13 protein-coding genes are annotated in these 13,750 nt (G+C 46.0%); all 13 read right to left on the reverse strand.

Annotation, left to right across the window (positions count from 1 at the left end; translation table 11 throughout):
- Window positions 1–378: 378 nt before the first annotated feature.
- On the reverse strand, window positions 379–474 hold the full coding sequence (locus N530_RS19535; protein WP_162150958.1) for a hypothetical protein: 96 nt from the start codon (window positions 472–474) through the stop codon (window positions 379–381).
- A 401-nt stretch (window positions 475–875) separates the two neighbouring features.
- A complete protein-coding gene (locus tag N530_RS0112230; protein WP_035267101.1) occupies window positions 876–1,913 on the reverse strand; it encodes an SIS domain-containing protein in 1,038 nt (345 codons plus the stop codon).
- A 1-nt stretch (window position 1,914) separates the two neighbouring features.
- Window positions 1,915–2,655, reverse strand: coding sequence for an ATP-binding cassette domain-containing protein (locus tag N530_RS0112235; protein WP_026480914.1), 741 nt, complete (start codon window positions 2,653–2,655; stop codon window positions 1,915–1,917).
- The gene (locus N530_RS0112240) at window positions 2,652–3,863 is read right to left on the reverse strand and encodes an alanine racemase (protein ID WP_026480915.1); all 1,212 of its coding nucleotides are present in this window, start codon (window positions 3,861–3,863) and stop codon (window positions 2,652–2,654) included. Before N530_RS0112240 ends, N530_RS0112235 begins: the two co-directional genes overlap by 4 nt.
- A gap of 11 nt (window positions 3,864–3,874) precedes the next feature.
- Window positions 3,875–4,828: an ABC transporter permease gene (locus N530_RS0112245; RefSeq protein WP_026480916.1), complete on the reverse strand. Its 954-nt coding sequence runs from the start codon at window positions 4,826–4,828 to the stop codon at window positions 3,875–3,877.
- Window positions 4,829–4,897: 69 nt separating this feature from the next.
- Window positions 4,898–5,950: a substrate-binding domain-containing protein gene (locus N530_RS0112250; protein ID WP_026480917.1), complete on the reverse strand. Its 1,053-nt coding sequence runs from the start codon at window positions 5,948–5,950 to the stop codon at window positions 4,898–4,900.
- Window positions 5,951–6,041: 91 nt separating this feature from the next.
- Window positions 6,042–7,094, reverse strand: a complete 1,053-nt coding sequence (locus tag N530_RS0112255) for a substrate-binding domain-containing protein (protein WP_026480918.1) — start codon at window positions 7,092–7,094, stop codon at window positions 6,042–6,044.
- Window positions 7,091–8,359, reverse strand: a complete 1,269-nt coding sequence (locus N530_RS0112260; RefSeq protein ID WP_026480919.1) for a M20 family metallopeptidase — start codon at window positions 8,357–8,359, stop codon at window positions 7,091–7,093. Before N530_RS0112260 ends, N530_RS0112255 begins: the two co-directional genes overlap by 4 nt.
- The gene (locus N530_RS0112265) at window positions 8,356–9,570 is read right to left on the reverse strand and encodes an ROK family transcriptional regulator (protein ID WP_026480920.1); all 1,215 of its coding nucleotides are present in this window, start codon (window positions 9,568–9,570) and stop codon (window positions 8,356–8,358) included. Before N530_RS0112265 ends, N530_RS0112260 begins: the two co-directional genes overlap by 4 nt.
- Before the next feature lie 377 nt (window positions 9,571–9,947).
- Complete coding sequence (locus tag N530_RS19540) at window positions 9,948–10,376, reverse strand: DDE-type integrase/transposase/recombinase (RefSeq protein ID WP_371179707.1); 429 nt, start codon at window positions 10,374–10,376, stop codon at window positions 9,948–9,950.
- 372 nt (window positions 10,377–10,748) lie between these two features.
- Entirely contained in the window at window positions 10,749–12,011 is a 1,263-nt protein-coding gene (locus N530_RS0112280) for a phosphopentomutase (protein WP_081773959.1), read from the reverse strand.
- Entirely contained in the window at window positions 12,008–12,595 is a 588-nt protein-coding gene (locus N530_RS0112285) for an ABC transporter permease (RefSeq protein ID WP_202899070.1), read from the reverse strand. The genes N530_RS0112280 and N530_RS0112285 overlap by 4 nt, the downstream gene beginning before the upstream one ends.
- Before the next feature lie 153 nt (window positions 12,596–12,748).
- Window positions 12,749–13,747, reverse strand: a complete 999-nt coding sequence (locus tag N530_RS0112290; protein WP_026480923.1) for an ABC transporter substrate-binding protein — start codon at window positions 13,745–13,747, stop codon at window positions 12,749–12,751.
- Window positions 13,748–13,750 lie beyond the last annotated feature (3 nt).

Here is a 13,750-nt window from a genome sequence, read left to right on the forward strand (position 1 = left end):
AGGCGAAGTTTTAAAATACTTAAAAATATTTTTCGTTGTCATGTTAGAAAATTATCGCGGTTTTCAAATAGCGGCAAGTTACCCTGACAGCACCATGAAAAGCACAGTTTCATAACAAATGTCGATACCTCGTTCATGCAGGATATCTTCGACTTGCCGCAAATTGAGTGGAAAACGAAGATAATACATTACAGCTAATTTAATGATTTCAGGTGAAGTTTTAAAATATTTGAAAGGATTTTTCGTTGTCATAGCTGAAAATTATCGTGCATTTCAAATCAAGGCAAGTTCCTCTGACAGCACCCTGCCCTGTTTCATGGCGATGGCGGATACCAAGGTCTCGCAAAGCAGCTCCATAGGGGCCTAGTTTATCCGTCACTATTTCAGCGGGAGTTCCATATTTCGAAAGCAGTTTTGCAATACTTTCAATGCCGCGCGGCGATCTCGACGCTTTGAAACATAGTTTTCCAGCACTGTTCCTTCTTGGTCAATCGCGCGCCAAAACCTCTCGGTGATTGCTTCGCATTCACCTGCCGGTCAACGGATAGTATCTTTCACCATTTATTCTGACGAAAGCTTCATCTATATGCCAACGCCAGTTTGTGTGGCTCCCTGCCCGATGCTGCCTAACTTCTTTTGCCAACATCGGCCCAAAACGGCTCCACCAAGACCGCACAGTTTCGTGACAAATATCGATTCCGCGTTCGTGCAGAATATCCTCTACTTGCCGTAAACTGAGTGGAAACCGAACATAATACATCACCGTTAGTTTGATGATTTCAGGCGAAGTTTTAAAATACTTAAAAATATTTTTCGTTTTTATGTTCGAAAATTATCGCGGTTTTCAAATGGCGGCAAGTTCCCCTGACAACACCTTAAATCGTAACAGTCACCTTATTGAGCCCTTCTGGAGCATCTGCGTTTTCGCCAAGCTTTTTAGACAGCGCCTCGACAAATTTATAGAATGCAATGATCTGAACAATCGGTGTTAAAAGATTGTTTTCGGCTCTTGGCGTGATCAAAGTTCTGCCCTCGCCGGATTGAGCCGATATGGTAAATACATCAGCGCCTTTTTCACGCATTGATTTGGCAGCATCCAATACAGATTGCTGAGATGCATCTTCGGACTGAAACGCAAAAACGGCAAATTTTTTCTCTGCCAAAACAACAGGGCCATGCAAAACTTCAGCAGCTGAAAAGGCCTCTGCATGAATACGGCACGTTTCTTTCAGTTTCAACGCTGCTTCCGCTGAAACGGCAAGTCCAGGCCCACGACCAATAGCAAAAACAGATGAAGCTCGCGCGAGCGATAAATCGGCCATAGACCAATCGCACTCAAGCGTTTTTGCTGCAGTTCTCGGAAAATCACGGAGCGACTTTTCCAATTCACTGTCGTTGGTAAAGCCAGCCACGAAACCGAGAATTGCAAATAGAGAACTCACGAATGATTTTGTCGCTGCTACTGCTTTTTCAGTACCTGCAAGCATAGGCAAAACAATATCTGCCTGACGTCCGACGGGGCTATCTGTCTCATTTAAGATTGCAATTGTGCGTGCCCCCCCCTTGCTTGCCGCTGCCTGTAGTGAAGCAAGGTCTGTACTGCCACCAGATTGTGAAATCGTGAGACAAATAAAGTCATTCAATTTCAAGTGAGCATTGTAAACCGACGCTACTGACGGCCCCATAGAGGCCACAGGCAGCCCTGTATGCGTCTCCATGATATATTTGAAGAACGTTGCAGCATTATCTGAAGTGCCTCTGGCACACGTTATAAAACCACGGGGCTTTGAAGCCGCAGCTTGCCGTCCTGTTTCCAAATAAAGATCAAGACCTTCTTCAATTTGCCGGTTTAACACGTCCGGTATTGAAAGAATTTCTTTAGCCATTTGTGTCTCAAGAATTACATGGTTCATCTTAAGCAACTCCTGTGATCATGGAGACAATTTCATTCTTGTCTGTGTTTTTTGTCTCTCGCACACCGATCTGTTCACCACGTCGTAAAACACATATTCTGTCTGAGAGTTTGAACACTTGATCCAAACTGTGACTGATGATCAGAATCGCAAGGTTCTTTTCTTTCAGCTTAGCAATTTGGTCTTCCACTCTGGCCGTTTCTGCAACACCCAGTGCAGCTGTCGGTTCATCCAGTAGGACTAGTTTACTGGCCCAGTGCGTTGCGCGTGCAATAGCAATACCTTGTCTTTGACCACCGCTAAGTTCACTGATTGTTGATGCCGCAGATGGAATACGAACATCTAACTCATCAACCAATTGTTGCGATTCTTCTCGCATACGCTGCTTGTCTAAAAGGCCAAATGGTGGCTTTGTTAATTCCCGCCCAAGAAACATATTCATAAAGACAGGCTGCTGATCAGCCAGTGCAAGATCCTGATAAACGACCTCGATACCCTTTGCGCGAGCAGTACTAGCATCGCTGAATGAAATGGCTTCTCCATCCAACTCAATGTCTCCGGAAGTTGGTGTGTAGACGCCTGAAATTATTTTGATCAATGTCGACTTACCAGCACCATTATCACCGACAAGCGCAACGATCTCTCCAGCCTTCAAGTCCAGTGAAAAATTCTGAATAGCGACAACACCGCCAAAGGCCTTGTGAATGTTTCTAAGTGACAGAACATTTTTTTGCTGCGTCATGTCAGCCGCCTTTCCGGCCAATCGATGGCCTGTCCGAAAATGTTTTCAATTGTGGTAACAACTGGTTTACCTGATGCAACACCAGACACGCCAACAACATTGGCGCGCGTTACAAAAGCCTGACCACGGAAACCAAAGATAACTGTGTCGCCAGCATTAGGTTTTACTTGCCCCGTGGCATCAATCATCCCGTAATAATCAATTGCCGAGTAATCAGGAATTTCGACAGACGCTAGAGCATCGCGTGAACTCGTCGGTTCAGACGAAACAAGCGCCTGCACATCATATTTAGGGAAAACAGGATCAATATAAAGCCCGCCGCCATAGCAAAATGCATTGCCACCATGATGGTGAGAAACTTCGCTGAGATACAAAACAGCAGGCTCTTCGGGTAAATCTTCAACCGCATGAAGCGGGGTCGTGCCATGAAGTGCATTGCCAGGCTCGCACTGTGTTGCGCCTGCATTCGCCAACGCTTCTAACATAATGGCAGAGTTTGTACCTGGCGCATTAACTTCGATGTCTGAGCGACCTACCGCTGCCAGAGCTTCTGATGCACGTGATAGTGTAGCAAGATTAGGTGTGGTTTTTACTTTACGAGTTTCTAAATCAAATAAAAGCGCTGGGAATGTCGTTACACCTGCAAATTTAGCGCCATCCAATGCGTCTAATTGATCTGCAACCTCACAAATTTCTGTTGCGGAAAATCCACCCTCATGACCACGATAAAATGTATCATTATCCATTTGAATACGGGCAAGAAGATTTTGAATTCGCCCAGCTTTACGTACAGCTTGTGCGGCTTCCTGCGCTTTTTCTTGACTAAAAACTGTCCAATAATCCGGCTTTAATTCTGCTGCAGCAAAATTTGCGTCGCCCCGCGGCACTTGAACCAAATGGCCTAAATGACCTGTTTTCAAACCAGCACGATGACAAGCAATGGCACAATCCATATCAACGGCGACAGACCTGTTGATGCCACCGCGCATAATAGCTGCGCAAAAGCCTGAATGACGCGCGACCTGCTTGGTCATCGCAAAGGTTTTAAGCCCTAAGCGGGATGCAGTCTCAGAAAAGGTTCTTGCGTTCTTCTCAATTATATCTAGATCAAGAACATATGAGTTCGGCGGAATATATCCCTGCTGATGTAAAGCCATTGCGGCCTCGATAAACTGAGGGTTTCTGCGCATCAAAACATCTAAAAACATCTTACTCTCCTTTAGCGTTTGCTATCGCGAAGCGATACCGCAACAGCCAGCAAGATAATCAATCCACGCACGATCATTTGGTCCGATACCCGCAGGTTCATAAGGATCAATCCATTATTGAGCATTCCCATCAACAAAGAACCAAGCAAGGCACCAATGATAGAGCCCTTGCCGCCGTTGAGCGCCGTACCGCCAACAATAACAGCCGCAATCACTGTCATTAAATCGCTCTCGCCCAATGTGTATTTGGCAGCTTGCAGACGTCCTGCGTAAAGTAGTCCGGCCATACCTGCGGTAAAGCCGCTAATCATCAGAACATAAAGACGAACACGTGCAACTTTTATGCCTGTCACAAGGGCCGCCCTCGGGTTATCACCCGTGGCCAAAACATGCGCACCGAAGCGTGTTTGACGATAAACAATATGCCCAACACCAACACCAATAGCCGTCCAAATAACAAGAGAAGGGAGTGAGAAGAACTTACCGGACCCGAAGATACCAGTGAATGTTTCATTCATGACTGGAATAGATCGCAAGTCGGTCATTGAGCGAGCAATGCCTGCGAATAGCCCCATAGTTGCGAGCGTGACCAAGAACGATGGTAGCTTTAAATAAGCGACAAGAACACCGTTGAGCGCTCCAATAGCAACACCAACACCCAAGCCTGCCGCTACGCCTACGATAAGAGGATAATCTTGTAGAACGACCGCTGCTGTAAGGGCTGAGACGGCAACGATTGAACCAAAACTAAGGTCAATTTCACCGGCGGATAAAGCAAAAACCAAACCAATTGCCATAATCGTTGCTGGCGCTGTTTGAAGCAATATATTGGTCAGATTGCGCTGCGTCAAAAAGCCATCATCATAGAGCGTGACTGCAAAGAATAAAAAGATTGCAATAAACCCAATATAAACAACTAATTGTTGAAAATCGAAACTGGGCAGGCGTGAGCGTAAGGACATCATTTCAGACTTTCGCTTTGTGAATGGAGTGCGCGGACATACTCTTGAGCAGGCCCGCGATTAATTAATGGATTAACGCAAGCTTTCAGGTGCGTCGCTATGGTAAGACTTCATCCAACCTTCACCAACGCTATCAGCGTCGATTGACAAAGCATCGACCACAAGGAAAGGATCAACGGTTTTACCAAGAAGTCCTGCAGCTGCAGCGCGCGCTGCATATACACCAATATTATAGGTTTCGTCAGCAACGATGCCTGCAATATTGCCGCCTTTGACCATATCAAGCGCTGCTGGCTCATTGAGGTCAATTGTCACTACTTTGGTATGATCGTTGCCCTGCTGACGCAGAACAGAGATAACACCAAGCGCAGGTTCAGCCCACGGTGTGTATATGCCATCCAAATCAGCGTGGCGAGACAGCATACCGCGTGCAATGTCTTCTGCATTAGCAGGTTCTGTCATGCCGGATTCAGTGACTATTTCAATATCAGGATATTCGTTTTGAATAGTCCACTTAAACGCATTATCACGTTGATTGGTCACCGGAAAATCTGCATCGTGGTACATATACCCCACCTTACCTTTACCGCCCATTGCATCGGCAAGCGCAATTGCCGCCTTGTTACCGATTTGAAATAGATCGGCAGAAACAACGGTTACATAATCCTTGCCATGAACGAATCCATTGACGGCGTTATCGATAAAAACAAGTTTAACACCCGCATCACGAGCCACCCCATAAACACCTGCAGCGGTTGGTGGGTCGATTGGCAATGATAGTATAATTGACGGGTTTCGAGCCATGACTGTTTCGACATCGGATTTTTGACGACTTGAGTCAAAACCGGCATCCGTTTCTGCAACAATCTTAATACCGAGGCGTTCAAACTCGTCTTTGGCACCCTGCGCTACAGCATTGGACCAATCATAAAGTTCATGCCAAACGAGCGCAGCTGTATAGCCACCTTCTGTAATTTTTTTCACTTCACTATCAGAGAGCGTCAATCCAGCAACAGGCGTTGGCTTTTCGCCATTTGGCCCAACGGTTAACGGTTTTTCTGCCTGAGCGGCGCTGGCTGAAACGGCAATTGAAGCCGCAAGTAGTAGTCTGGAAAAGGCTTTCATCGCTTTTATCCTCCATGAACGATTAAGTTTTCTTGTGCGTCAAGCACACGACAAACAGCCCGGCACAGCATGACCATGCCGGGATTAAAGGTTATTTTGCTGTCAGGCTTTTGGGCGCTTCAACATGCAAAGATTGCATCCAACCTTCACTTACATTGTCTGCCGTAACTGTAACTGCTGGTGCCACGATAAATGGCGGCACATCTTGATCAAGCAAATCAAGCATCGCAGCGGCAGCCATTGTGCGGCCAAGTTCATAAGCTTCGTCAGCAACAATTGCCGCAACATTTCCGCCGCGCACCATATCCAGTGCAATAGGCTCTGAAAGATCGAGCGTTACGATTTTCGTTGTCTTATTGCCATTAGCACGTAGTGCAGCAAGAACGCCTTCTGCGGGGCCTGCCCAAGTAACATAAATACCCCCTAAATCAGGGTTACGAAGAAGCATTGCGTTTGCAATTTCCTCGGCACGCGCAGGGTCGCTGATGCCTTGTTCAGCAACGATCGAAATGTTTGGATAATCATTTTCTATTGTAGTTTTGAACGCATTATCACGCTGGTTTGTCACGTAGTAATCAGCGTCATGATAAATCCAACCAACGGTGCCTTTTTCCTCCATTGAGGCCGCAAGCGCATCTGCGGCTTGTTTTCCCATTTGAAATAAATCGTCGGTCGCAACTGTTGTATAGTCGTTGCCGTGCTCATAACCAGCTGGCAAATTCGATAGAAATACTAGTTTAACATCTTCTTCTTTAGCCTCTTTAAAAGCAGCAGCAGATGTAACAGGGTCAAGTGGCAGCGAAAGAATAATGCTTGGCTTTTTCGTGAGTGCCGTTTCAATGTCGCTGCGCTGTTTTGCAGCATCAAACCCGGCACTTGTTGTTGCAACAACCTCAATGCCGAAGCGTTCAAATTCTGCTGTTGCACCGGCCGTAACTGCATTCACAAAATCAGATTGATCATGCCAAAGAAGTGCAGCTGTGTAATTTCCATTTTTAAGCGCTTCAGCATTGCTGTCTGAAACCGTTATTTCTGATGATAGGGTTGCTGTCTCTCCCTTTGGGCCAATAGTTTGGGCCTGAACGGAAGCTGAGGACAGCATAATCGCTGCACCGCAAGTTATAGTTTTAATGAGATGTTTCATTCGTTTCCTCCTTTTGTTTTTTTAATTCCGCAATAGCGCGTTATGAAGAGAGCGAAGGCGCGAATAGCAGCCAAATATTCTTCAACATTGATCCGCTCTTCAAATGTGTGCGCAACGCTGATATCTCCCGGTGCGCAATAGATGGCCGGGCATCCGATCTCATTCACAAAGAAGGGATTCTCTGACCAATAAGGCGCGCCACCAATGACACCGCGCACGCCAAATACCTCTTTGATACAATCGGCAAGATCGCGTGCTGCCGGATGGTCCGGTGAAATTTCAACAGGTGAGCCGCCATGCGTATGGTCCCGTCCTGCAGGGTAAGAAATAGTCGTCGTAATGCCCTCGCCTACTGCAACGTCGCCAATCGCCTGTTCAAAACTTGCCACAGCAGCATCAAGATTTTCACCGGGGCGTAGTTTACGGATGAGTGAAAGAGTGCATTCGCCGGGCACAGCAATGTATCCACCACCGTTAATACCCGTTACGAGGATATCCGAAGTGCCGAGAAATTCATGGCTCTCACCTTGCTCTAAATCCTCACCATGTTGCCAAACCGCTGAGAGAATTTTATGCGTCGCTTTAAGTGCATCCACACCTTCACGAGGTGTTCCAAAATATGCAGATTTTCCCGTCACCTTGATATCAGCGATAAAGAAACCAATCTGCGCTGTATAAACATCAAGCTTGGTCGGCTCGACATAGACGACAAAATCAGGTTTTGGAATTTCACCACTTTTGATGCGGGTGACGAGATCTTTCGCGCCAGCACTAACACCGGTACCTTCTTCTCCGCTTTCTTCATCCCCAATGAATGCAAAACTTACATCGCCAATTAGTTCTACTCCGGCGTCATCCAACAGGCGTTTCGCGCCTAAAGCGGCACAAATCCCCGCCTTTAAATCACAGGCACCACGCCCCCAGATTTCACCATCAATAATTGGGGCTGCAAACGGATCCTCGCGCTCCGTTCCCTTCCAATTTTCCGACCATCCACGCACGTGAACTGTGTCAGTATGTCCAACAAATAATATATTGGGACCAGCACTCTTGGCAGCTTTCGAACTCCACACATTGGGCCGTTCTGCTGAAAAATCAGCGACACAAGGAGCAAGGTTCAATTCCGCCATTGCTGACGATAAAAACTCTACAAAATTACGCTCATTGCCCGTAACGCTTTGCTTACTAATGGCAGTACGAAGCAATGCAATATCTGCATCTTTATCCTGTGCATCCAGCAGCCTTTTCTTTAAATCGCTACTCACACCGCATACTCCTGATATGTTTTCAGTGCTGGCGGTGGAATGATGATTTCAGCGCCGGCGAGCCCGCCTGAAAACAAGGAGATATGTAACCGTGACAATGCAATGGAAGCACCACCCGCAAGCGCAGCGTGGTTGCCCAGCACAGACGCTTCGATTGGTATTGGGCGCGGGAAGCAGCGCGCAATTTCTGCTTCTATCATCGTGAGAAGCTCATTTCTGGAGCCTATTGAACCACCGATAATGACACATGCTGGATCAACGACCGCAGCAATCGAAGCAATCGCGCGCGCAATATAACCAGCGGCATTACGTAGAACATCAACAGCTATTTTGTCGCCATTTAAGCTTGCTTCAAAAATCTCAGGGACGGTCTTCGTCGTGCCGCTTAATTTAGAATATTCTTCTACAATTGCGCGAGTGGCAGTCACCCTTTCAAGAGCACCAATTTCTTTGCTTTCAGCTTCATAAGGATCAGCACCAAATGGAATATATCCGATCTCACCAGCAGCACCTGATGCACCGCGCACTAACTGCCCACCAATAACTAAACCCGCGCCAATGCCAGTGCCGATAGAAAGAAACACCAAGTCATCTCTCTCGCCTTGGCGTGTCATCCAGTGCTCACCTAAAGCTGCAAGATTGACATCATTCTCAACAAGAACCTCAATTCCTAAGCGCGCCTGTAAGCAACCGGTAAAATCAATACTATCAACACCTCGAATATTGGGTGCAAATTTAATATTGCCAGTTTTTGCGTCCAGAACACCAGGCACACCAACCACAGCAACGCGCACTTTTTCACTTGTAATATTATTTTCGGTCGTCGCTTTGATAATTATCCTAGCAATTTGATCAACAACGTCTTGTCCACCCTCCTGCGTCGTCGGCTCCGTGATTTCAGCAACAACAGCACCAGCAAGATTACACAGAGCAACACGAACCTTAGTACCACCAAGATCGATGCTCGCTACTAAAGCAGCATCAGGTACGATCTCATAAACAACTGCGCGGCGCCCAACGCTGCCTTCAGTCCGGCCAACGGTCTGAACCCAACCATCCTGCTCAAGTGAAGCTACAATCTCAGATACGGTTTGCTTGGAATAGCCTGTCATCTTGGCCACGCTCGCACGAGAAATAGGCCCATAGGTTGTGATGGCCTGCACAATAGAGCTCATCGTTAGTCGGCGAGATATGTTTGTTGAGTCTGACACAACTTACTCCAATTAGTTCGTCTACTTACCGAACTAATTGGAGTTTTGAACAAATGTCAACTTAGTATTTTAAGTTTCAATCGCGATTAGAAATGAGTGTAACGTCTGAAGGATGTCAAATTTGAAAGGTTAAAAATTTCACTAACTCTTTGTTAAGTAACAACAATTTTAAGAAAGCGCTGTCTATCTTCCCTTTACTATTTGGTACATTTAGCGCTGGAAATTTATTTTCTAATCTCATTGATTGTTCCCCATTAATGCCTAATATACTGATTGGCTTAGTTGCTTAAGGGAGAGTTTCCGGCTCATCATTATCGTCATGGAGTGGTCTTGTCAGAGTAACTTTAAGCTGGAGTGAAAAGCCCCACAAACAATCATTATGCCGCGCACAAAATGCGCCAGCCGTTTAGAGACTGGTCGCGTAAATGTTTAAAATTGGGTCGGTTTAGAAAATGACGTTGGTGGCTAAATTGGTTGAAAACTGCAGCATGAATGGACGAGAACTTTTGCAAGATTGCCATTGATCGAAAGCGACCCATTGCGCGTTCTCGTCGCCTAAAATGAAGATGGGAATTCTCAACCTGATTGTTTCGATACTGCCCTGTTTCATGGCGATGGCGGATACCAAGGTCTCGCAAAGTAGCTCCATAGGAGCCTAGTTTATCCGTCACTATTTCAGCGGGAGAACCATATTTCGAAAGCAGTTTCGTAATACTTTCAATGCCGCGCGGCGATCTCGACGCTTTGAAACATAGCTTTCCAGCACTGTTCCTTCGCGCCAAAACCTCTCGGTGATTGCTTCGCATTCACCTGCCGGTCAACGGATAGTATCTTTCACCATTTATTCTGACGAAAACTTCATCTATATGCCAACGCCAGTTTGAGTGGCTCCCTGCCCGATGCTGCCTAACTTCTTTTGCCAACATCGGCCCAAAACGGTTCCACCAAGATCGCACAGTTTCGTGACAAATATCGATTCCGTGTTCGTGCAGAATATCCTCCACTTGCCGTAAACTGAGTGGAAACCGAACATAATACATCACCGCTAATTTGATGATTTCAGGCGTAGCTTTAAAATACTTAAAAATATTTTTCGTTTTCATGTTCGAAAATTATCGCGGTTTTCGAATAGCGGCAAGTTCCCCTGACAGCAACTTAACCAGAGAATTATATTCTTATCATTCAATGTTAAGGTGGGCAGCAATGATATCAGAGACAACGTTAAACGGTTGAATCTGGGTTAGCGTTTGAAAACTTATATTGGTAGTTGTCGGCGCCACCGCCAAAAGAAGCGGGACACGCTCACGAGTATGATCGTAACCGTTCCAAGTTGGGTCGTTACCATGATCTGCTGTGAGCATAAGCAGATCGCCTTCACGAAGTGAACTGGTCGCGCTGGGCAAGCGCTTGTCAAACTCTTCCAAGGCCCGCGCATACCCATTTGGATCACGCCGATGGCCATAAAGACTGTCAAACTCAACAAAGTTGGCAAATACTAAATCACCACTATTAGCACTGTCGATCTGTTCAATTAATCGATCAAACAACGCCATATCGTTTGAGCCTTTGAATACGTCAGTTATGCCTTGGTTTGCAAAAATGTCGCCTATTTTACCAATTGCATGAACTTTTCCACCCGCTTGAATAACTCGGTCACATATAGTTCCTTCTGGGGGCGCAATTGCAAAATCTTTGCGGTTTGCGGTTCTAGTAAAGCCTGTTTTCATATCACCAATAAAGGGTCTGGCTATAATACGTCCAACTCGCAACGGATGAAACACTTCCGCGGCAGATAAACATGCCTCGTAGAGACGTTCCAATCCAAATGCAGATTCGTGTGCAGCTATTTGAACGACACTATCTGCCGAGGTGTAGATAATTGGTTTTCCGGTAAGCAAATGCTCTTCAGCATATTGATTTATCATGTTAGTGCCGGAGCCGTGCACATTGCCGAGCGATCCATTTATACCCGAAATGGCAAAGAATTGATCCATGAGCTCAGCAGGGAACGCAGGTGTTGTATTTGGGAAATAGTGCCAACTTTGGGTTAGCACTTTGCCTGCTAACTCCCAATGCCCCGTTTGTGTATCCTTCCCATTTGAGTATTCCTCAAGCACACCCCATTTTGCGTCGCTGCCAGGAAAAGGAAGACCTGGGGCCGCCGATCCGCATGATTTTTCAATTGCAGCGCCTAGACCAAGACTACATAGGTTTGGCAGATGGAGCAGTCCTGTACGCCCATCCTCACAAAGACCACTAGCGCACGCTTCAGCGATATGAAGCAAAGTGTTAGCGCCATTATCCCCAAATTTGTCCGCATCTACAGCGCCGCCACAACCAACTGAATCGAGCACACACAGAAAAACTCGCTTGCTCTTTATTCCTGCTTTGATTGGAGACTCACTATTGTGGTCCCCAAAATCATTTAAGCTATCAGTCATGAATACCGATCTTCCATACGGACACGAAGATGATCCAAAATGGCGTAAAACGACCATCCAATTGCGGATAGTAATATGACCATTGCGATAACACTGGCTGTATCAGCATCTTCCTGTCCTGTGGCGAGCAGAAAGCCAATTCCTTTATTGGCGCCCATTAATTCACCAATGACCGCTGCCGTCATAGCCAAAGTTGTTGCAACGGTCGCCCCTGCAAACAGCGTAGGTATCGCGGAGGGAAATTCAATATACCAAAATCGTTGCCAGTTACTGAGCTTCAAAACATCAGCCAAATCAATGTAGGATTTATTGACATATTTGATGCCTGTTAGCATCGCAGTCATTACAGGAAAAAATGTAACGATAGCGACCAAGACAATTTTTGGTGCAGCTCCCAGTCCCAGCCAAAGCAGAAGTAGCGGTGCAATAGCAATCTTGGGTGCAGTTTGTAATAGCAATATTATGGGGGTCGAAATTCTCTCTAAAAAAGGAACCCGCGCGAATACGACAGCAAAAAAGACACCTAAAACAAGACCAATTAGAAAGCCCCAGATAATCTCAATTAGCGTCACTTGAATATGCATAAGTAGATTACCGCGATCATAGAGAAAGCCAAGTCGTTCGACCACCTCATACGGACTTGGCAGAACGTGGTCAGGCACACCGAAAAAAGGAATTGCCGCGCTCCAGAGCGCGACAAGACCTATTAGACCGAGAAGACCTCGAACAAGCATGAGTTACTTCCCAACCATTGAAGGGTCTACAACAAAATCCGCAGCTTTTGGTGCATTTTCCAGCACATTATATTCAACAAGAATATCAATGTTCTGCTGCCACGCATCAAGGTCAGCCGAACCAAGGCCATTCGTCTTAGTCAAATCGCTTTGCCAAACTGACTTGACGAATGTTTCTTTAAAAGCGGTGGAAAGGACGTCTTTTTGATCTGCCCAAGTTGGGGTGTATTTATCAAACGAAATTTGCAAGGCATTATCGACGTTGCCATCAATTACCCATTCATAAGATTTAGTCACAGCGTTAGTGACCCGCTTCACGAGATCTGGATTGTTAGCAAGAATGTCGTTACTTGTAACAACGACATTGCCAAATGATGGTAGAAAGTCATTTGACAAAATCATACTCACATTGAAACCATTGGCTTCGAGAGCATACTTTCTAAGCTCCGAGAAAATGATTGCATCAACGGTGTCACTTTGAAGCGCTTGAACAATTGCGCCACCGGCAACAATTTCAACGCTTACATCATCAAGTGAAAGTCCTGCTTTCTTCAATCCTACTTGTAGTTGAAGATAATTCGGACTTCCAAGCGACGTTACCGCGACTGTTTTACCTTTCAGATCTGCATAGGTTTCAATGCCGCTCTCAGCTTTAGCGAGCAATGCGCCGATACCACGTTGATATGTGGTGTGTACCACTTTTACAGGCAGTCCATTTGCTACGGCAGCGATAACCGCGTCGCCGTTAGGAAAACCAAACTGTACATTGCCAGCGGCAATATTAGTCAAGATATCAGATGCACCAGCATAGATAAATTCGATTTCAATATTCTGATCTCCAAAAAAACCATTTTCGACGCCAGCATAAAGTGGCGAGTAAAATGGAACAGCTCCTCCATCGATTTGAAAGATCACTTTATCTGCAGCAAAAGCCTGCGATCCTATAAGCGATATGGCGGCCACTGACAGTGAGGCAACCATAGTTTTTAATTTCGCATACATGTC

Source organism: Ahrensia sp. 13_GOM-1096m (assembly GCF_000620605.1).
Lineage (GTDB): Bacteria > Pseudomonadota > Alphaproteobacteria > Rhizobiales > Rhizobiaceae > Ahrensia > Ahrensia kielensis.